Origin of the sequence: Sphingobium sp. B11D3A (assembly GCF_025961695.1) — a bacterium.
Lineage (GTDB): Bacteria > Pseudomonadota > Alphaproteobacteria > Sphingomonadales > Sphingomonadaceae > Sphingobium.
This window is the reverse complement of the sequence record NZ_JAOQOE010000001.1, coordinates 1,217,296-1,236,218: the sequence shown is the minus strand read 5'-3', so window position 1 is coordinate 1,236,218 and position 18,923 is coordinate 1,217,296. Positions and strand designations below refer to the sequence as shown.

The 18,923-nt window shown below is 64.7% G+C and carries 16 protein-coding genes, 1 tRNA gene and 1 other RNA gene; 12 read left to right on the top strand and 6 right to left on the bottom strand.

Annotation, left to right across the window (positions count from 1 at the left end; translation table 11 throughout):
- Positions 1-77: 77 nt before the first annotated feature.
- From ffs to M2332_RS05845, 10 genes are all read left to right on the top strand, one after another.
- An RNA gene (ffs, locus tag M2332_RS05890) (signal recognition particle sRNA small type) lies at positions 78-175 on the top strand.
- A 150-nt stretch (positions 176-325) separates the two neighbouring features.
- Entirely contained in the window at positions 326-1,234 is a 909-nt protein-coding gene (locus M2332_RS05885; RefSeq protein WP_264573328.1) for a DMT family transporter, read from the top strand.
- Positions 1,235-1,266: 32 nt separating this feature from the next.
- A complete protein-coding gene (locus tag M2332_RS05880) occupies positions 1,267-3,021 on the top strand; it encodes a DNA polymerase III subunit gamma/tau (RefSeq protein ID WP_264573327.1) in 1,755 nt (584 codons plus the stop codon).
- Positions 3,021-3,344 carry a YbaB/EbfC family nucleoid-associated protein gene (locus M2332_RS05875; RefSeq protein WP_264570937.1) on the top strand — a complete coding sequence of 108 codons (324 nt, stop codon included), beginning with the start codon at positions 3,021-3,023 and terminating at the stop codon, positions 3,342-3,344. The genes M2332_RS05880 and M2332_RS05875 overlap by 1 nt, the downstream gene beginning before the upstream one ends.
- Before the next feature lie 216 nt (positions 3,345-3,560).
- Positions 3,561-5,957: an endopeptidase La gene (lon, locus tag M2332_RS05870; RefSeq protein WP_181560267.1), complete on the top strand. Its 2,397-nt coding sequence runs from the start codon at positions 3,561-3,563 to the stop codon at positions 5,955-5,957.
- A gap of 253 nt (positions 5,958-6,210) precedes the next feature.
- Entirely contained in the window at positions 6,211-6,483 is a 273-nt protein-coding gene (locus M2332_RS05865; protein ID WP_181560266.1) for an HU family DNA-binding protein, read from the top strand.
- Between the two features lie 256 nt (positions 6,484-6,739).
- Positions 6,740-6,816, top strand: a tRNA-His gene (locus M2332_RS05860).
- Positions 6,817-6,901: 85 nt separating this feature from the next.
- A complete protein-coding gene (hisI, locus tag M2332_RS05855; RefSeq protein WP_264573326.1) occupies positions 6,902-7,291 on the top strand; it encodes a phosphoribosyl-AMP cyclohydrolase in 390 nt (129 codons plus the stop codon).
- Between the two features lie 111 nt (positions 7,292-7,402).
- Positions 7,403-7,837: a MerR family transcriptional regulator gene (locus tag M2332_RS05850; RefSeq protein WP_181560264.1), complete on the top strand. Its 435-nt coding sequence runs from the start codon at positions 7,403-7,405 to the stop codon at positions 7,835-7,837.
- 23 nt (positions 7,838-7,860) lie between these two features.
- Positions 7,861-9,666, top strand: a complete 1,806-nt coding sequence (locus M2332_RS05845; protein ID WP_264573325.1) for an acyl-CoA dehydrogenase C-terminal domain-containing protein — start codon at positions 7,861-7,863, stop codon at positions 9,664-9,666.
- A 77-nt stretch (positions 9,667-9,743) separates the two neighbouring features.
- Here the strand turns inward: M2332_RS05845 and M2332_RS05840 are convergent, their stop codons facing one another.
- From M2332_RS05840 to M2332_RS05825, 4 genes are all read right to left on the bottom strand, one after another.
- Positions 9,744-11,156 carry a cell wall hydrolase gene (locus M2332_RS05840; protein WP_264573324.1) on the bottom strand — a complete coding sequence of 471 codons (1,413 nt, stop codon included), beginning with the start codon at positions 11,154-11,156 and terminating at the stop codon, positions 9,744-9,746.
- 177 nt (positions 11,157-11,333) lie between these two features.
- Positions 11,334-12,257, bottom strand: coding sequence for a cysteine synthase A (cysK, locus tag M2332_RS05835; RefSeq protein WP_264573323.1), 924 nt, complete (start codon positions 12,255-12,257; stop codon positions 11,334-11,336).
- Between the two features lie 67 nt (positions 12,258-12,324).
- Positions 12,325-13,674, bottom strand: a complete 1,350-nt coding sequence (locus M2332_RS05830; RefSeq protein WP_264573322.1) for an MFS transporter — start codon at positions 13,672-13,674, stop codon at positions 12,325-12,327.
- Between the two features lie 289 nt (positions 13,675-13,963).
- Positions 13,964-16,306 carry an ATP-dependent helicase gene (locus tag M2332_RS05825; RefSeq protein ID WP_264573321.1) on the bottom strand — a complete coding sequence of 781 codons (2,343 nt, stop codon included), beginning with the start codon at positions 16,304-16,306 and terminating at the stop codon, positions 13,964-13,966.
- 106 nt (positions 16,307-16,412) lie between these two features.
- Here M2332_RS05825 and M2332_RS05820 point away from each other — a divergent pair, with 106 nt between their 5' ends.
- On the top strand, positions 16,413-16,823 hold the full coding sequence (locus M2332_RS05820; RefSeq protein ID WP_264573320.1) for a hypothetical protein: 411 nt from the start codon (positions 16,413-16,415) through the stop codon (positions 16,821-16,823).
- Positions 16,824-16,855: 32 nt separating this feature from the next.
- On the opposite strand, the gene rsmD is transcribed toward M2332_RS05820, so the two are convergent.
- Complete coding sequence (rsmD, locus tag M2332_RS05815) at positions 16,856-17,398, bottom strand: 16S rRNA (guanine(966)-N(2))-methyltransferase RsmD (protein WP_264570928.1); 543 nt, start codon at positions 17,396-17,398, stop codon at positions 16,856-16,858.
- The gene (locus tag M2332_RS05810) at positions 17,395-18,297 is read right to left on the bottom strand and encodes a pseudouridine synthase (RefSeq protein ID WP_264570927.1); all 903 of its coding nucleotides are present in this window, start codon (positions 18,295-18,297) and stop codon (positions 17,395-17,397) included. Before M2332_RS05810 ends, rsmD begins: the two co-directional genes overlap by 4 nt.
- Before the next feature lie 100 nt (positions 18,298-18,397).
- On the opposite strand from M2332_RS05810, the gene M2332_RS05805 reads away from it, so the two are divergent.
- Complete coding sequence (locus tag M2332_RS05805; protein ID WP_181560256.1) at positions 18,398-18,835, top strand: response regulator; 438 nt, start codon at positions 18,398-18,400, stop codon at positions 18,833-18,835.
- Positions 18,836-18,923: the final 88 nt, after the last annotated feature.

The following is an 18,923-nucleotide window of genomic DNA, read 5'->3' as shown; positions in this document are numbered from 1 at the left end:
GGCGGGATTGACGGGAAAGTGACCTCACGGCTGGCCTCGCGCCGCTTGCATTTCCCGCCTCATGCCGCCATATGCGCCGCGGAAGTCGGGCGGACGTAGTCTTCGCCAACCTGGTCAGGTCCTGACGGAAGCAGCCACAACGAATTCGCTGCGGGTCGTTCCGGCTTCCACCTACCTCCCATCGCAATGTCCTTGTTCTGCAGCGCTCTTCTGCTTGCGAACCTGCGCGCGGACTTGCCGGGGGCAGGATAGGGCGTCATGGGCATGGCGTCATAGGCAGGCCGCGCTTTCGTGGCTGAGCGGCGCGCGTGAAAGGACTGAGTTCATGGCCGGCAGATCCCGAACCATCGTCTATCTCATGCTGGTGCTGGTGATGCTGCTCTGGTCCGGCAACTCCGTGGTCGCGCGGGCGATCCATGAAGAAATGCCGCCCTTCACGCTGGCCTTCTGGCGCTGGAGCGGCGCGACCCTGATAGCCCTGCCCGTCGCTTGGCGCTATTTGCGGCAGGACTGGCCCGTGGCGAAAGCCAATTGGAAGATCATCCTGTTCCTCGGCGTGATCGGCGTCGGCTGCTTCAACGCGTTCATGTATTCCGGCCTGCAATATACGACGGCGGCGAACAGCCTGCTCATCCAGGCAGCCATTCCGGCGCTGGTTCTGCTGTTCGATTTCCTGTTCTTTCGCAATCGGCCCCGCGCCGTGCAGGTGGCGGGTGTGATCATGGCCGCTGCCGGCGTGCTCACGATCATCCTGCAAGGCAATCCGTCGGCCCTGTTCGCCATGGTGTTCAACCGGGGCGATCTGCTCGTGCTTTGCGCTGTCACGCTCTGGTCGCTCTACACGGTGTTTCTGCGCCTGCGGCCCAAGATTCATGGCCTGAGCTTTCTGGCGATCACTGCCTTTATCGGCGTGCTGTGCATGGCGCCGCTATCCGCTTATGAGCTGACGCACGCGCGGGTGATCATGACGCCGGGTGTTGCGGCGGGCGTGGCCTATGTCATCCTGCTGCCCTCGCTGGTCGCCTACTTTCTGTTCAACCTGGCGGTGGAGCAGATCGGGGCGGGCGATGCTGGTCAGGTGATCAACCTGCAGCCGGTGTTCGGCGCGCTGCTGGCGGCGCTGCTGCTGGACGAGCCGCTGCATGGCTACCATCTTGCCGGCATGGGCCTGATCTTCATTGGCATCGCGCTGCCCTTCCTGCGCCGATCCGTCCGCGCCCCGATGGCGCATTAACTTCCGGCGCGAGTACGGCTAGAACGAACGCAATGACCGATTCCTTAGATGATCCGGGCTTCGACCTCGGCGAGCCGCCCCGGCCGCCCTTGGCCGCGCCTGATGCACCGGCCTACCGCGTGCTCGCCCGCGCCTATCGCCCGCAGACCTTTGCCGAACTGATCGGCCAGGAAGCGATGGTGCGCACGCTCGCCAATGCGATCAAGCGCGAGCGTCTGCCCCACGCCTTCCTGATGACCGGCGTGCGCGGGGTGGGGAAGACGTCCACCGCGCGACTGATCGCCAAGGCGCTCAATTGCGTCGGGCCGGACGGGCAGGGCGGGCCGACGATCGATCCCTGCGGCGTATGCGAACCGTGCAAGGCGATTGCCGAGGGGCGCCATATCGATGTGATCGAGATGGATGCAGCCAGCCATACCGGTGTCGACGATGTGCGCGAGATCATCGAGGCGGTGCGCTACGCGGCCGTCTCGGCGCGGTTCAAGATCTACATCATCGACGAAGTGCACATGCTCTCGCGCAATGCCTTCAATGCGTTGCTCAAGACTCTTGAGGAGCCGCCTGAGCATGTGAAGTTCCTGTTCGCCACCACCGAGGTGAACAAGGTGCCGATCACGGTGCTCTCCCGCTGCCAGCGCTTCGACCTGAGGCGCATCCCGGTGGAGCTGCTGGTCGATAATTTCCGCATGATTTGCGGCAAGGAAGGCGTCGTTGCCGAGGACGATGCCCTGCGCCTCATTGCCACCGCCGCGGAAGGCTCGGCGCGCGATGGCCAGTCGATCCTCGATCAGGCGATTGCCCACGCCGGGGTTGGCGAGGATGGCCGGCCCTTCGTGCAGGCCGATCAGGTTCGCGAAATGCTCGGCCTGTCGGATCGCGGCGCGACGCGGCGGCTGTTCGACCAGATTCTCGATGGCGATGCGCCGGCGGTGCTGGCGACATTGGGCGAGCAGGAAGCGCTCGGCGTTGAGCCGCTCGCCACGGTGAATGCCTTGCTCGACCTCATCCATGCGGCGACGACCGCCAAGGCCGGCCGCGGTGCCGGCCTCGACCGCATGCCGGAGGCCGAGCGCGGCGCGATTGCCGGTTGGGCAGAGCAATTGTCTTTCGCCGTGCTGCACCGGCTGTGGCAATTGCTGCTCAAGGGCCATGCCGAGGTTGCCGCTGCCGCGCGGCCCCACGCGGCCTGCGAAATGGCGCTGCTGCGGCTGATCCACGCCTCAGCCATGCCGGACCCGGCCGAACTGGCGCGGCTCATCCGCGACGGTGCCGGTGGTGGGCAGGCGAGCCCGACGATGCCGGCCCCTGCGCCCAGTGGGACGTTGAGCGAAGCGGCCCAGCCGGTCCCAAGCGCTCCGCCGCCGCCCGCGCCGCCAGCCGCGCCTGAGCCGGAGTCGGAAGCGGCAACGCCAGCGCTGCCGACGGATTTTGCCGCGATGATCGAGGCGCTCAAGGCGCGCCATGCCCGGCTCAGCGCGGAGCTGCATGATTATGTGAGCCTTGTGCATTATGCTCCGCCGGAACTGGCCTTCCGCATCCTCCAGCCGCTCGACGCCGATTTCCCCCGGCAAGTAGCGGCGGCGCTGCGTGAGGTGACGGGCGAGGTCTGGGATGTCCGCTCGACGGATGCCCACGGCCAGCCAAGCCTGCGCGAGCAGGAGCAGGCCGCCAAGGAAGCGCGGCTTGCCCAGATCAGCGCTGCGCCCATCGTGGCTGCCGCGCTGGAAGCATTCCCCGGAGCACGGCTCGTGGACCCGGAAGATGAGCAATATAGGAGTGAAGGCTGATGAAGGACCTCAACGACATTCTCGGCATGGCCAGCCGGGTGCAGGAGGAAATGCAGAAGGCGCAGGCTGAACTCGATAACATCGAGGTCGAGGGTGCTTCCGGCGGCGGACTGGTCAAGGTGCGGGCGAGCGCCAAGGGGCGCATCCTTGGCCTTTCGGTCGATGAGAGCCTGATCGTGCCAGCCGACAAAACGATGCTGGAAGACCTGATTGTCGCCGCTTTCAATGATGCGCGCGCCAAGGCGGATGAAGCCGCCAACGAGCAGATGAGCAAGATGACTGCTGGTCTGCCGCTGCCGCCGGGCTTCAAGATGCCCTTCTGATCGGCGTAAAAAGGCGATAGTTTTTACCCGTGCTTAACCAGTTCGGCAGTCAGTAGCTTTTCGCGCCGTTGAAATGCGCGCGCGGCTGAACGATATGATGCATTGATCGTTTTTCGCGATGCGCGGGAAAAGCGACCGGGTTGTGAAGCGGCCCCTTCTGCACGAAGGCGGTTCGCAGGCTCAGGGGTAAGGCCCCCTGGCTGGATTGGAGTGACAATGGATCTTGATCTGCCTCTCTTGCCGCTGCGGGATATCGTCGTTTTCCCGCAGATGATCGTGCCCCTGTTCGTGGGACGCGACAAGAGCGTGACGGCGCTTGAAAAGGCGATGGCGGGCGACAAGGACATCTTCCTCGTCGCGCAGCTCGACCCGAGCGAGGACGATCCGGACCGGGAAGCGCTTTATGACATGGGCGTCATTGCCAGCATCGTGCAGATGCTCAAGCTGCCCGACGGCAATGTCCGCGTGCTGGTGGAAGGCAAGCAGCGCGCTTCCCTGACCGCGTTGACGGATGCCGAGGATCACATCGTCGCCACCGTTGCGCCGTTGGACGACATCGTCGTGGGCGGCGCTGAGGTCGAGGCGATGATGCGCTCGGTCACCGACCAGTTCGAGAATTACGCCAAGCTCAACAAGAAGTTGCCGGCGGAAGCTGCCGCGCAATTGCGCGAGATCACCGAGGCTGGCCGCCTGTCCGATTTCATCGCGGCCAACCTTGCCGTGAAGGTTGCCGACAAGCAGTCGCTGCTGGTCGAGGGCGATCCGCTCAAGCGTCTGGAAATGGTGTTTGCCTTCATGGAAGGCGAACTCGGCGTGTTGCAGGTCGAGAAGAAAATCCGTGGCCGCGTGAAGCGCCAGATGGAGAAGACCCAGCGCGAATATTATCTCAACGAACAGCTCAAGGCGATCCAGCGCGAGCTGGGCGGCGGCGAAGGCGAGGAGGGCGATGAGCTTTCCGAACTGACCGAGAAGATCAAGAAGACACGCCTGAGCAAGGAAGCGCGCAGCAAGGCGGAAGCCGAGCTGAAGAAGCTGCGCTCCATGCAGCCCATGTCGGCCGAAGCGACGGTGGTCCGCAATTATCTCGATGCGCTGCTCGGCGTGCCGTGGGGCAAGAAGAGCAAGCTTAAAAAGGATCTGGTGAAGGCGCAGGAAGTGCTGGATGCCGATCACTTCGCGCTCGACAAGGTCAAGGACCGGATTATCGAATATCTCGCCGTGCAGGCGCGCTCTGACAAGCTGAAAGGGCCGATCCTGTGCCTCGTCGGTCCGCCGGGTGTCGGCAAGACCTCGCTGGGCCGCTCGATCGCTAAGGCGACAGGCCGCGAGTTCGTGCGCCAGTCGCTGGGCGGCGTACGGGACGAGGCCGAGATTCGCGGCCATCGCCGCACTTATATCGGCTCCATGCCGGGCAAGATCGCGTCCAACCTCAAAAAGGCCGGGGCGATGAACCCGCTGGTGCTGCTCGACGAGATCGACAAGCTCGGCCAGGATTTCCGGGGCGATCCGGCATCGGCGCTGCTCGAGGTGCTGGACCCGGAGCAGAACAGCAAGTTCCAGGACCATTATCTGGAGATCGACCTCGATCTGTCGGACGTGATGTTCGTCACGACCGCCAACAGCCTCAATCTTCCGCAGGCGCTGCTCGACCGCATGGAGATCATCCGGCTGGAGGGCTACACCGAGGATGAAAAGCTGGAGATCGCCCAGCGGCATTTGATCGAGAAGCAGATCGAGGCCCATGGGCTGAAAGAAGGCGAATTCGCCATCGAGGAGGCCGCGCTGCGCGACCTCATTCGCTATTATACGCGGGAAGCGGGCGTGCGGACGCTGGAGCGCGAGATCGCGCGGCTGGCGCGCAAGGCGCTCCGCCGTATCCTCGAGGGCAAGGAAACCAGCGTGACCATCACGCCGGAGAATCTCGGCGATTATGCGGGCGTGCGGAAATTCCGTCACGGCATTTCCGAGGAAGAGCACCAGATCGGTGCCGTCACGGGCCTTGCCTGGACGGAAGTGGGCGGCGAACTGCTCACCATCGAATCGGTGACGGTCCCCGGCAAGGGCCAGATCAAGACGACCGGCAAGCTCGGCGACGTGATGACCGAGTCGGTGCAGGCGGCCTTCTCCTATGTGAAGGCGCGCGCCCCAGCTTATGGCATCAAGCCGAGCATCTTCAACCGCAAGGATATTCACATCCACCTTCCCGAAGGCGCCGTGCCCAAGGATGGGCCGAGCGCTGGTATCGGCATGGTGACGTCCATCGTCTCGACGCTGACCGGCATCCCCGTCCACAAGGATGTCGCGATGACCGGCGAAGTGACGCTGCGCGGCCGGGTGCTGCCCATTGGCGGGCTCAAGGAAAAGCTGCTCGCGGCGCTGCGCGGGGGAATCAAGACCGTGCTCATTCCGCAGGAGAATGAGAAGGACCTGGTGGAGATTCCGGCGAACATCAAGGAAGGCCTTGAAATCGTGCCGGTGAGCCATGTGGACGAGGTGCTTGCTCGCGCTCTCACCGGGGCGCTGACACCGATCGACTGGTCCGAGGAAGATGATCTCGCCGCCCAGCCTCCGATCGGCTCGGCAGCCGAGCATGAGCAGCGGATGCGGCACTGAGTCTCGCGATGATCGTCATGACACCGATGCCCAAAACAGCCCGATTTGAAGTTAAGGGCGGTTAAGGATCGTCGTAAATGGGCCGGTCCGTCGCCCGGACCGGACCGATCATCGTGAAAAACAGCGTAAATCAGGGTTTTTAACGGGTTTGAGGCGCAAATCTCTTTGACACTTGCGACGAAGCAAGCCTTTATGCGCGCCTTCGTCGCATGATTCCCACCACAAGTTTTCTCAAGAAGGGGGTTCCCAAGGCATGAACAAGCAGGATCTCATCAGTTCGGTCGCGGATCAGAGCGGCCTCACCAAGGCCGATGCGAACAAGGCTGTTGAGGCAGTGTTCGACGCGATCACCGCCGCTCTCAAGAAGGGCGATGAAGTTCGCCTCGTTGGCTTCGGCACGTTCTCCGTTTCGCAGCGCAAGGCCTCGACCGGTCGCAACCCGCGCACCGGCGAAACCATGGCGATCAAGGCTTCCAGCCAGCCGAAGTTCAAGGCCGGCAAGGGTCTCAAGGACGCCGTCAACTAATCAACTCGATCGATCGTTGCCCCGCGCTTTCCGGCCGGGGCACCGCTTGATTGGATCGCCGACAGGGAACGCGACGTCCCATGGCGGCAAAGGCCGGGCTCTGCCTGGCCTTTTTGATTTTCAGCCGGATGAAGGCTGAGGATGCCCGGTCTGCCGGGAAAAGCGTGCTAATCCCGAAAGGGGCGCGCTCTATGCTTGACGGCGGTCCTCCCGGGGCATTATGGGCCGCCTCTCGATAGCGTCGATGGACGCTGTGGCGATCGTAGCTCAGTTGGTTAGAGCGCTGGTTTGTGGTACCAGAGGTCGCGGGTTCGGATCCCGTCGATCGCCCCATTTTCTTCTCCGAGATTTGGATAACTGGCCGCCGCGCTGCGTGCGCGGGGCTGACAGCCCGTCGCGCGCAGCCTATAGGCACAGCATGGCAAAAACAGACGATGATCGGGAGGAAGGGCTGCGGCTCAATCCTCGCTATGACCGCGATGGGTTGATCACAGCCGTGGCGAGCAATGTCGATACCGGCGAATTTCTGATGCTGGCGCATATGAACGCGCAGGCCCTGGCCGCGACGATCGAAACGCGCGTTGCCCATTTCTGGTCCCGCAGCCGGGGCAAGCTCTGGCGCAAGGGCGAGGAGTCCGGCAACGAACTCCACATCGTCGACATGCGGATGGATTGCGATCAGGACGCGATCTGGCTGCTGGTCAAGCCCGTAGGGCCGGCCTGCCACACGGGCCGTGTCAGTTGCTTCTATCGCCGCGTGACGGATGACGGGCTCGAGTGGATCGATCGCGAGCCGCACGCCCATTGAGCTGTAACGGATATGTCGCTCAGTCCCGTCTGAGCACAGGCGCGGAGGGGTTGATTTTCCGTTGACGTAAACGTAAACAGTGCATCTGACCTTCATGGAAGGATGGATGCAATGACGAAGCTCCAGATGATTGCCGGCATTCCCCAGCCGGAACGGGACGGGCGGGAAGAGTTTTCGATCTCCGACCTGTGCGATGAATTCGAAGTGACGCCGCGCGCTCTGCGCTTTTACGAGGATGAGGAACTCATCTCGCCGCGCCGGCAGGGCCTGACGCGGGTCTACAGCCACCGCGATCGCGCGCGGCTCGCCTGGATCTTGCGCGGCAAGCGGGTGGGATTCAGCCTGGCCGAAATCCGCGACATGATCGACCTGTACGATGCCGGCGACGGTCGGCGCACCCAGCGCGAATTTACCGTCGCCAAATGCGAAGAGCGGATCGGATTGCTCCAGCGGCAGCGGCAGGATATCGACGAAGCGATTGAAGAGTTGAAGAATTTCGTCGCGCTCGTCGAAGAAAACCAGCGCCTGTCAGGCGAACTCAACTAAGACTTTCTACCACGGAGAGGCCAATGCCCAGCTATAAGGCGCCCGTCGCCGACACCATGTTCATCCTCAACGAGATCGTCGGGCTGGAGCGTCTGACGAACAATCCCGGCTTTGCTTCGGCGACCAGCGATATCGTTCAGGCCATTCTCGAAGAGGGCGGCAAGTTTGCCAGCGAGGTGCTCAGCCCGCTCAATGCCGTCGGCGACCAGATTGGCTGCAAGCGCAATGACGATGGCACGGTGACGACGCCGCCGGGCTTTCAGGAGGCCTTCGACCAGTTCGTCGCGGGTGGCTGGACCACGCTGCATGCGCCGGAGGAATATGGCGGGCAGGGTCTGCCTATCGTGCTGGCGATCGCCGCCGAGGAATATTTCACGGCGTCGAACCACGGCTTCAACATGTATCACGGCCTGACCGGCGCCGCGGTCAGCGCGATCCTCGCCAAGGGCGACGATACGCTCAAGCAGAAATATGTGCCCAACATGGTCTCCGGCCAGTGGTGCGGCACCATGAACCTGACCGAGCCGCACTGCGGCACCGACCTCGGCCTCATCAAGACGCGCGCGTTGCCGCAGGATGATGGCAGCTACAAGATCACCGGCACCAAGATCTTCATCTCGGCCGGCGAGCACAGCATGGCCGAGAACATCATCCACCTCGTGCTGGCCAAGACGCCGGGTGCGCCCGCAGGCAGCAAGGGCATCTCGCTCTTCCTCGTCCCCAAGATGATGGTCAATGACGATGGCTCGCTGGGCGCGCACAACGCCGTCACCTGCGGCTCCATCGAGCACAAGATGGGCATTCACGGCAACGCGACCTGCGTCATGAACTATGACGATGCGACCGGCTGGATGATCGGCGAGGAGAATAAGGGCCTCGCCGCGATGTTCATCATGATGAACCAGGCGCGACTGGGCGTGGGCCTTCAGGGCCTTGCGCAAGGTGAACTGGCCTATCAGCAGGCAGTCCATTATGCGATGGACCGGCGGCAGGGCCGCGCGCTGACCGGCGCTGCCGAGCCTGACAAGCCCGCCGATACGCTGTTCGTGCACCCCGATGTCCGCCGCATGCTGATGGAGTGCAAGGCGCTCACCGAGGGCCTGCGTGCGCTGGTTCTGTGGGGCGCGCTGCAGGTCGATCTCATCAAATATGCGCCGACCGAGGAAGAGCGTCAGGCGGCGGATGACATCATCTCGCTGCTCACCCCGGTCATCAAGGGCTATGGCACGGACAAGGGCTTCGATGTCGCCGTCCTCGCGCAACAGGTGTTCGGCGGCCATGGCTACATCCGCGAATGGGGCGTGGAGCAGGCGGTGCGGGATGCGCGCATCACCATGATCTACGAAGGCACCAATGGCGTTCAGGCCATGGATCTGGTCGGCCGTAAGCTGCCCGCCAATGGCGGTCGCGCGGTGCAGGCGCTGTTCAAGATGGTCGCCGAGGATGTCGCCGCCGGCAAGGCCGTGCCGGAGACGGCTGCTATTGCTGAGGCGCTGGAGAAGGCCAATCAGCAACTGCAGGCCGCGACGATGTGGCTGATGCAGAATGCCATGCAGAACCCGAACAATGCCGGCGCGGCGGCTTATGCCTATATGCACATCACCGGCATCGTCGCGACGGGCATGATGTGGCTGCGTATGGCGATGGCCGCGCAGGCGCAGCTCAATGCCGGCACGGGCAATCCCGACTATATGAAGGCCAAGCTGGTGACGGCGCGTTACTTCGCCGAGCGCATCATGCCGGAAGCCGGCGCACTGCGTCGCAAGATCGAGGGCGGCGCCGAGGTGCTGATGGAACTGCCGCCGGAGGCGTTCCTGACGGCAGCCTGATCGGGCTTATCCTGCGGGATCAAGAAGCGGCTTCCTCTCTCCGGAGAGGGAGCCGTTTTCACGTCGATGGCTGAGGTTCAGGGCTTTGCAGATGCCGGTGCATCAGCCCGCAGCGGCGCCTTGAACAGCGCGGCGTCGCCGGGCTTGAGCGGCACCAGCTCGCCGCGCTGCATGTCGGCAACGGGGCGCGCGCCGTCCGGCAGGTTGATCCGCGAGCCTTCACCTCGTTCGTCGGCCAGCAGCTTGGGCGCGGGTGCGCTCGGCGTGCGGCGGACCATGCAGTTGACGCGCGGCACGTCGCGGAACTCGTCGCAATTGTAGAGCGTGCGCTCGATGCCGCTGTCCTTCATGCGGATATAGGAGAAAGACATGGAGGCGAGGCTGGTTTCCGCGACCGGGAAGCTGCGCGGCGTCGCATTATCGCTCGTCCAGGCCAGCAAGCGACACTGCGCGCGCCCGGCGCACAGGCGCGCGGCGGCGTCGGCATAGCGGGCTGGGTCGCCGCCCGGATCGAGTGTCATCACAAACCCTGTGCCGCCGGGTTCGATGGCAGCCAGCCGACCGGGGCCGATGCGCTTGCCGATATCCGCAGCACCAAGCAACGCCGGTGCGGTGGCGTCGTCGATCAGCGAGCCGGGCAAGGTGCCGGCCAGCGCGCCATCATCGGCGTGAACGGGCGACAAGGCGGCAAGCTTGGCGATGGCGGGCTCGGCAGCGATGCTGAGGCTCCGCGCAAAGGCCGGCGGTGTGCCCCACCAGCCCTCCCAGCGGAAGAACAGGTGCGTATCGACCGCCGCGACCTTGTCGAGCGACTTGCTCCAATAAGGCATCACCCAGTCGGTATGATAATGGGTGCTGTAGCCGACAGGCGCATAGACATCGCCTGCGAGCATCCGTGCCGCATTGCCCCGGGCGCGATCCCAGGCTGACGGGGATGGGCGACGCGCCATGGCACCATCGCAGGTAAAGGTAAACTGGCAGCCGGTGGCCCGCTCCTGCCCTTGGAAGACCACGCCGCACACCGTCTTGGGGAAGGCGGGGTGGCGCAGGCGGTTGAGCACGACCTGTCCCACGGCGCGCTGGCCCTTGGCGTCGTCGCCGGCTTCATAGATCATCGCGGCGGCAAGACAGTCGGTTGCCCGACCCAGCGCCATCGCGTCGCCCTTGAACGTGAAGGGGCGCGCGGCAGGATTGGGCGCGGTCGAGAAGGGGATCTGCGCGTTCAGCTGCCGCGCCTGATCGGGGTGGGAGGCGTCGAGCACCAGCGGCTCGACGACGGGCACGGGGCTGTTATCCGGTGCCTTGGGCAGGGCTGTGCTCACGGCCTCGCTGCCGGACAGCGCGGTAACGCTGGTGCGATTGCCGATGGCGAGCAGCGCCAGAGCGCCGGTGAGGATCAGCCCTAGAAGGCCGGCCAGCACAAGTCGGCCCTGGCGCGAAGAGAGCGCCGGGAATGCCGATTTTCGCGCAATCAGACCGTTGGTTGCCATACGTCCTTCCGCCAAAGCCGCCATGCGCGGCCGGAGAGGGGCGGTATGTGTGCCTTTAGGCCGCGTTAGGCAAGAGCGGCACGGCCAGCCGACCGGCCACAGGGACGGCCGTGCCATAACGGGAAAATCCGGCCGGCAAGTCTTAACGGCTCGCCGGCACGGGATGGTCGGCCCGGATTAGCCGGCTTCGGGCAGGAAGTCCGGCACCGAGAGATAGCGCTCGCCAGTATCGTAATTGAAGCCCAGCACCTTGGCGTCGGCGGGCAGGTCCGGCAGCTTCTGGGCGATAGCGGCGAGCGTCGCGCCGGAGGAGATGCCGACCAGCACGCCTTCCTCGCTGGCAGCGCGGCGGGCGTAGTCCTTGGCATCGGCGGGATCGACCTGGATCACGCCGTCCAGCAGATCGGTGTGCAGATTGGCCGGGATGAAACCGGCGCCGATGCCCTGAATCGGGTGCGGGCCGGGCGCGCCGCCGCTGATGACCGGGGAGAGCGTCGGCTCCACGGCAAAGACCTTGAGGCCCGGCCACATTGCCTTGAGCACCTGCGCGCAGCCGGTGATGTGCCCGCCCGTGCCGACGCCGGTGATCAGTGCATCCAGCGGCTCGTCGCCGAAATCGTTGAAGATTTCCTGCGCCGTCGTGCGGACATGAACATCGATATTGGCCGGATTTTCGAACTGCTGCGGCATCCACGCACCCGGCGTAGCCGCGACGATCTCCAGCGCGCGCTCGATGGCGCCCTTCATGCCCTTTTCACGCGGGGTCAGGTCGAAGCTGGCACCGTAGGCCAGCATCAGGCGGCGGCGCTCAAGGCTCATGCTCTCGGGCATGACGAGGACGAGCTTGTAGCCCTTCACGGCGGCGACCATGGCAAGACCAATGCCGGTGTTGCCCGAGGTGGGCTCGACGATGACGCCACCGGGCTTGAGGCTGCCGTCCTTTTCTGCAGCCTCGATCATGGCCAGCGCGATGCGGTCCTTGATCGATCCGCCGGGGTTGGAGCGCTCGGACTTGATCCAGACATTCGCATCGCCAAACAGGCGGTTGAAGCGGATGTGCGGCGTGCCGCCGATCGTTTCGAGAATGGACGAGACTTTCATGGGCAATCCTCCATAAGGCGATCGATCAATTAAAACTTAATCGATAGAGATTTGCAAGGGGCGGACTCTATCCTTCTTTTGCGGGAGTGGCGCCCGCGTGGGAAGGTCGTAAATGAACCTCGGGCGGATCGAACGTCCGGGCGTTCCGCAATTCAGGGAAAAGGCGCGACCACCACAAGGTGATGGCGATTGCACCCACGCCGCCGGCAATCACAGCAGCGATCGGCCCGATGAGCGCGGCGAGAAAGCCCGACTCGGCATCGCCCAGCTCGTTCGAGGCGGAAATCGTCATCATCGATACGCTGGTCACCCGGCCGCGCATGTCGTCGGGGGTGTGGAGCTGGATGAGTGATTGGCGGACGAACACAGAGAACATGTCCGCGCTGCCCCAGGTCGCCATGGCGAACAGGGCGACGATGATCGCGGTCTGCTGCGGCATGAAGGCGGTGAGGCCGAAGACAATGGTCGCCAACCCGAAGATGCCGACGGACAGCATCATTTTCAGCCCGACATTGTGGCGCAGCGGCCGGAACGAGAAGAACAGCGCCGTCAGACCCGCGCCGATGCCGGGCGCTGCGGCAAGATGTCCCAGGCCCTGCGAGCCGATATGGAGCACATCGCGCGCATAGACCGGCAGCAGCGCTGTGGTGCCGGCCAGCAGCACGGCAAACAGATCGAGCGTGATGGCACCGAAGACCAGCCGGTTGGTCCGCACATAAGTGAGGCCGTCGATGATCTGGCCGATGGGATGACGGTCGCGCTGGCGGGCCGCTTGCGGGACCTTGCCGACGAAGATCATGCCGATGACCGCTACGCCGAACAGGGCGCTGCTGAACATGTAGGCGAAATAGGGCTTGAACGCATAGGCATAGCCGGCGACGGCCGGCCCGACGATGCTGCCGGCCTGCCAGAACATGCTGCTGAATGCGATGGCGCGGGGCAGCAGGTCCTTGGGGACGATGTTCGGGCCCAAAGAGCCGAGCGCCGGCCCCTGGAAAGCGCGGGCGAAGCCGATCAGCGCGGCGAGGGCGAAAATCAGTGGCAGGCTAATCCACCCTTCATAGCTGGAAAGCGCCAAAATCCCTGCCGAGAAGAGCAGCAGCGAGAGCGTGCCCATGGCGATGCGGGTGCGCGAATAATTGTCCGCGACGAGCCCCGCAAAGGGCGTCAGCATGAAGACCATGACGAACTGGATGAGGCCGATCAGTCCCAGCTGCGCCGCCGACTGCCCGGGCGACATGGTCTGGCGCGCGATGTTGTAGGCTTCCCATGCGATGATGAGCGCCATGCCGTTGGACGCGAGGATCGTCGACAGGCGCACCATCAGATAGGCGCGGAAGGCGCCGATCTGAAAGGGATGGGTCGGTGGCTTGCGCCCGGCGGTGCCGTCAGGCTCGCGAGAAGATGGGCTGACCATGCATGTTCCTTGGCGCAAGGCTGGCGACGGCGCAACGGACCAAAACGCGCGCAGGGCAAAGATTTTCGATTGCCGCGCGCCTTCGCTTGGGCGGAACGAAAAAGGCCCGGCAGGAACCCACGCTCCGCCGGGCCGAGTTTGAGCACTGGGGCTACCAGCGCCCTTCGGGTCGCAGCTCCGCCCTAAGAAAACAGGGTTAATGAGTCATCAGGAAATAAAGCAGCTTGTCATTTTTCCTGGGGCACCTGCGGCGTCAGGAACACAATTGCGCCGCCTGAGGTGCCGCACCTCAGGCGAGGCTGATGAAGCTGTCCAGAACCCGCTTGGCGCCGGCCTGCTCGAAATCGATCTCCAGCTTGTTGCCCTCAATGCCTGTCACCGTCCCATAGCCGAACTTCTGGTGGAAGACGCGGGTGCCGAGGCTGACGTCGCTGCGGCCCTTGTTGCCGAGACTCACAGCGCTCTGCCGCGCTTCGACGAGGCGCGTCGGCTCACGCGAGAACTGGCTTTGAGCGCGTTGCCAGCCCGGTCCGCGTCCTGAGCCGCGCGCGACATTGGCGAAGGGATCATCCCGTTCGGACCAGTTGGCGCGCCACAGGCTGGCGCCGCCGGACATGGTGTTTTCCTCGTCCACCGTCTCCTTGGGTAACTCGCCAATGAAGCGGGAGGGGATGGAACTGGTCCACTGGCCATAGACCCGCCGGTTGGCGGCGTGCAGGATCAAGCAGCGCTGGCGGGCACGGGTGATCGCCACATAAGCCAGCCGACGCTCTTCCTCCAGGCTGGCAAGGCCGCCCTCATCGAGCGCGCGTTGCGAGGGGAACAGGCCATCCTCCCAGCCCGCCAGGAACACGGTGTCGAACTCCAGTCCCTTGGCGGCGTGGATGGTCATCAGCGTGACCTTGGCTTCATCCGCCTGCGCCTCATTGTCCATGACGAGGCTGACATGCTCGAGGAAGGCCCCGAGCGTCTCATATTCCTCCATGGCGCGGGTGAGTTCCTGCAGGTTCTCCAGTCGCCCGCTGGCCTCCGTCGTACGCTCGGCCTGCAGCGCAGCGGTGTAACCGCTCTCGTCTAGAATCTGACGCGCGAGATCGGCGTGGTTCATCGCATTGGCGAGATCGCGCCAGCGGGCGAGATCGCCGATGAACCGTCCCAGCGAGCGCCGCGCCTGCGGGGTCAGCTCGTCCGTGTCGAGAATACGGGCCGCCGCGCTGGTGAGCGGCTCCCCCATGGCGCGGGCGAGGCGGTGCACCTTCTCGACTGCCTTGTCGCCAAGGCCGCGCTTGGGGACATTGACGATCCGCTCGAAGGCAAGATCATCCGCCGGTTGGTTGACGAGGCGCAGATAGGCGAGCGCATCGCGGATTTCGGCGCGCTCGTAGAAGCGGAAGCCGCCGACGATGCGGTAGGGCAGGCCGATCTGGATAAAGCGGTCCTCGAACTCGCGAGTCTGGAAGGAGGCGCGCACGAGGATCGCGATCTTCTCGGCGCCGACGCCCTGCCGCTCCAGCGACTCGATCTCCTCGCCGACGCGGCGGGCCTCTTCCGGCCCGTCCCACACGCCGATGACGCGCAGCTTCTCGCCATCGGCCTCCTGGGTCCACAAGGTCTTGCCGAGCCGCCCGCCATTCTGCGCGATGACGCCGGAGGCCGCGGCAAGGATGTGCGGCGTCGAGCGATAATTCTGCTCCAGCCGGATGATCGCGGCGCCGGGAAAATCGCGCTCGAAGCGCAGGATGTTGGCCACTTCCGCGCCGCGCCAGCTATAGATGCTCTGGTCATCATCGCCGACGCAGCAGATATTCTTGCGCTGCTGGGCGAGCAGCCGCAGCCAGAGATACTGGCTGGTGTTGGTGTCCTGATACTCGTCCACCATGATGTAGCGGAAACGCTGCTGATATTGCTCCAGCACCACGCGATCGGTCTTGAAGATCGTCAGCATGTGCAGCAGCAGGTCGCCGAAATCGCATGCGTTGAGCGCGCGCAGGCGGGCCTGATACAGCGCATAGATCGCCGCGCCCTTGCCATTGGCGAAGGTCTCACTCTCGCCCGCGTCGATTTCACCGGGGGTGAGGCCCTTGTTCTTCCACTTGTCGATCAGTCCGGCCAGCGCGCGGGCGGTGAAGCGCTTCTCATCGATCCCCTCGGCGACGATGATCTGCTTCATCAGGCGCAACTGGTCGTCGGTATCGAGAATGGTGAAGTTGCTCTGCAGCCCGACCAGTTCGGCATGGCGGCGCAGCATCTTGGCGCAGACGGAGTGGAAGGTGCCGAGCCAGGGCATGCCCTCGACCGCCTCGCCGATCATCCGCCCCACGCGCTCGCGCATCTCGCGGGCGGCCTTGTTGGTGAAGGTGACGCACAGGATCTCTGATGGCCATGCGCGGCGGGTCGCCACCAGATGCGCGAGGCGCGCGGTCAGTGCCGCTGTCTTGCCTGTGCCCGCGCCGGCCAGAACCAGAATTGGCCCTTCCGTGGTCAGCACGGCCTCGCGCTGCGGCGCATTGAGGCCCTGGATATAAGGCGGGTCGGCAGGAGAGGGGGCTGGCAAAGGATCGGTCACAGGCGAACAACTAGGGAACGGGTGGGGCGGGGGCAAGGGCCTTGGCGTGCGTTCCGACCGCTTCATCCCGATTACGCCCCCGGCGGTCTGCGGCGGATGGTTCGCACGGAACGGCTGTCCCGTTGCGGGATTTCCATCCCACAAGAACGATCACTCATAGGAGGATGCGATCATGCGCTTCTCAACCATTCTCGCCTGCGGTGCCGCTTCGGCACTGGCCTTCGCTGCCCACGCACAAGACATGCCGCCTCCGGGTGGCGCGCCGGTCGGCCCACCGTCCGCGACCGCGCCGATGCCGGGCGACACACCCGGGCCGATGCCGGGCGGGACGGACACCATGCCCCCGCCGACTGGTAACCCCATGCCCGGCGATGGCATGAACCCGCCGCCGCCGCCGCCGGCTCCCCCGCGGCCCCCTGCACCCGGCGGCACGATGACGCCGCCGCCTCCGCCCCCCGGTGGTGGTCAGGTTGAGATGATGCCGCAGCGGCCCGTGGAGCAGACCGCTCCGCAGCCCCCGGCAGAATATCCGGTCTGCTCGCGCACCGTGAAGGACGGGTGCAAGAACCCCGGCGGGCAATAATTAACTGAGCTTCTGCTGAGGTCGGCGTCCGTCTAGGTCGCTGGCCTCAGGAGGACCAATTTTGCCTTGCCGACCACGCGCTCGGCATCGCAATCGAAGCCTTTGACCGCGATCTCTTCCCGCTTTTCGGTCTCGATGCTCACCCAGGTGCTCGGGCCGACCCAGCCGAGCCGGGCGAGCTTGTCCAGGGCGACGGCACCCGCGCCGGTGCCATAAGGCGGGTCCATAAAAATCACATCCAGCGGCGCTGACGTGGCGCCAAGCGCGAGAACATCGTTCTGGCGGATGTCGGGACGCGCCAGTCCCAGCTTTTCGGCATTTTTACGCAAGGCGGCGATCGCAGCCCGGTCGCGCTCGACGAACAGGCATGTCGCTGCCCCGCGAGAGAGCGCCTCAAAGCCCAGCGCGCCGGAGCCGGCAAAGAAATCGCCCACCGCCAGCCCTTCGAACGAACCAAGCCGGCTGGTCAGCATCGAAAACAGTGTCTCGCGTGTGCGATCCGCTGTAGGGCGCGTTTCCTCGCCGACTGGCGCCACCAGGGGGCGGCCCCGCCATTGTCCTGAGATGATCCTCATTTGAGCGTCTTGCGGAACTTGATGAGATCGACCTGGCGCACCTCGGCCACTTCACCCGGCGCGGAATCGCCCAGCACGAAGGGACCGTAGCGGGTCCGGATCAGCCGGCTGACCTTGAGGCCGAGATGTTCGAGCACGCGCCGCACTTCGCGGTTCTTGCCTTCGGTCAGCGTCATTTCAATCCACTGATTGCGCCCGGTCCGCCGCTCCAGATTGGCGTCGATGCGGCCATAGCGCATCCCCTCAATCTCGACGCCCTCGATCAGTTCTTCAAGCTGGGCCTGGCTGATCTCCCCGAAGGCACGCGCGCGATAGGTGCGCTCGACACCGGTCGAGGGCAATTCCAGCTGCCGCTTCAGCTCGCCATCGGTGGTGAGCAGCAGCAGACCTTCCGTGTTGAGATCGAGCCGGCCGACCGGCATCACGCGCGGCAGGTCGGCGGGCAGGCGATCATAAATGGTCGGACGCCCGGCGGGGTCTTTGGCGGTGGTGAGGAGACCTGCGGGTTTGTGGAACAGGAACATGCGGGCCGGTGCGGGTTCTTTCACCGCCACACCATCCACCGTCACGCCGCGCAGCGACTTGAGCAGCGTTGCGGGCGTTTCCACCAGCGTGCCGTTCAGCGCCACGCGCCCTTCGGCGATCATCCGCTCGACATCCCGGCGGGAGGCGACGCCCGCGCGGGCCATCAGCTTGGCAATGCGCTCGCCCTCTCGCGCGGTGCCATCATCGGCGGCCTGGCGCACCTGCGGCGCGACGCGGCCTGCGCCCCGGCGCGCTCTGGGCGGCTGGGCTCGACGATCGGTAGCACCGGCTACAGGGCGCTGGGGACGGCGAGGTCCGGAAGGTCCACGAGTGTTCGACAAAATCTGTGTCCGTTTTTGGGGCGGCTGTGTCATCGCTGCACTGGCGAATCGCAGCCGCGCGACCTAGCGTTTTTGTGCGCCGGGATCGATCCGTTTTCGGTCTGCGGTTTGGCGCAACGGGAATGAGGCGGCAATGTTTTTCTCGAAGGAGACGCAGCGAATACGCCGCATCCTGATCGTCGAGGATGAGCCGCTGCTCGCGTTCGATGAAGAACACACACTCCAGACGGCCGGCTATGAGGTGGTCGCGACGGTCGATCGCTTCCGGGAAGCGACGGCGATCATCCTCGAACAGGGCGCGGTCGATCTGGTGGTGACCGATGTGCGGCTTGCCGGTGTCCGCTCGGGCGTCGAGTTGGCCCGCCATGCCCGCGAACTCGGCATCGCCGTGCTGTTCGCGACGGCCACCTGCCCGGAGGAAGCGCGCGATCAGGACATTGCGCTGGGATGCCTCTCCAAGCCGTTTCTGCCGCGCGATCTTATCCGTGCCATTGGCGTGTGCGAGCGGGTGATAGGCGGGCGTTCGCCGGGCCGGCTGCCGGCGGGGCTGAAGCTCTTCAAGCGCAACTGAGGGCTGCGCTGAGGCGCGCCGGCAAAAACGATGCTTTGAATTCCGGCATAGCGCTCTAAGACTGCGCGTTCAGGCCCAAGCAGTCGGA

Excerpts from the sequence above, each read along its gene's own strand:
- M2332_RS05885 (WP_264573328.1), top strand. The coding sequence starts at position 326 with ATGGCCGGCAGATCCCGAACCATCGTCTATCTCATGCTGGTGCTGGTG.
- M2332_RS05880 (WP_264573327.1), top strand. The coding sequence starts at position 1,267 with ATGACCGATTCCTTAGATGATCCGGGCTTCGACCTCGGCGAGCCGCCC.
- M2332_RS05875 (WP_264570937.1), top strand. The coding sequence starts at position 3,021 with ATGAAGGACCTCAACGACATTCTCGGCATGGCCAGCCGGGTGCAGGAG.
- lon (WP_181560267.1), top strand. The coding sequence starts at position 3,561 with ATGGATCTTGATCTGCCTCTCTTGCCGCTGCGGGATATCGTCGTTTTC.
- M2332_RS05865 (WP_181560266.1), top strand. The coding sequence starts at position 6,211 with ATGAACAAGCAGGATCTCATCAGTTCGGTCGCGGATCAGAGCGGCCTC.
- hisI (WP_264573326.1), top strand. The coding sequence starts at position 6,902 with ATGGCAAAAACAGACGATGATCGGGAGGAAGGGCTGCGGCTCAATCCT.
- M2332_RS05850 (WP_181560264.1), top strand. The coding sequence starts at position 7,403 with ATGACGAAGCTCCAGATGATTGCCGGCATTCCCCAGCCGGAACGGGAC.
- M2332_RS05845 (WP_264573325.1), top strand. The coding sequence starts at position 7,861 with ATGCCCAGCTATAAGGCGCCCGTCGCCGACACCATGTTCATCCTCAAC.
- M2332_RS05840 (WP_264573324.1), bottom strand. The coding sequence starts at position 11,156 with ATGGCAACCAACGGTCTGATTGCGCGAAAATCGGCATTCCCGGCGCTC.
- cysK (WP_264573323.1), bottom strand. The coding sequence starts at position 12,257 with ATGAAAGTCTCGTCCATTCTCGAAACGATCGGCGGCACGCCGCACATC.
- M2332_RS05830 (WP_264573322.1), bottom strand. The coding sequence starts at position 13,674 with ATGGTCAGCCCATCTTCTCGCGAGCCTGACGGCACCGCCGGGCGCAAG.
- M2332_RS05825 (WP_264573321.1), bottom strand. The coding sequence starts at position 16,306 with ATGAAGCGGTCGGAACGCACGCCAAGGCCCTTGCCCCCGCCCCACCCG.
- M2332_RS05820 (WP_264573320.1), top strand. The coding sequence starts at position 16,413 with ATGCGCTTCTCAACCATTCTCGCCTGCGGTGCCGCTTCGGCACTGGCC.
- rsmD (WP_264570928.1), bottom strand. The coding sequence starts at position 17,398 with ATGAGGATCATCTCAGGACAATGGCGGGGCCGCCCCCTGGTGGCGCCA.
- M2332_RS05810 (WP_264570927.1), bottom strand. The coding sequence starts at position 18,297 with ATGACACAGCCGCCCCAAAAACGGACACAGATTTTGTCGAACACTCGT.
- M2332_RS05805 (WP_181560256.1), top strand. The coding sequence starts at position 18,398 with ATGTTTTTCTCGAAGGAGACGCAGCGAATACGCCGCATCCTGATCGTC.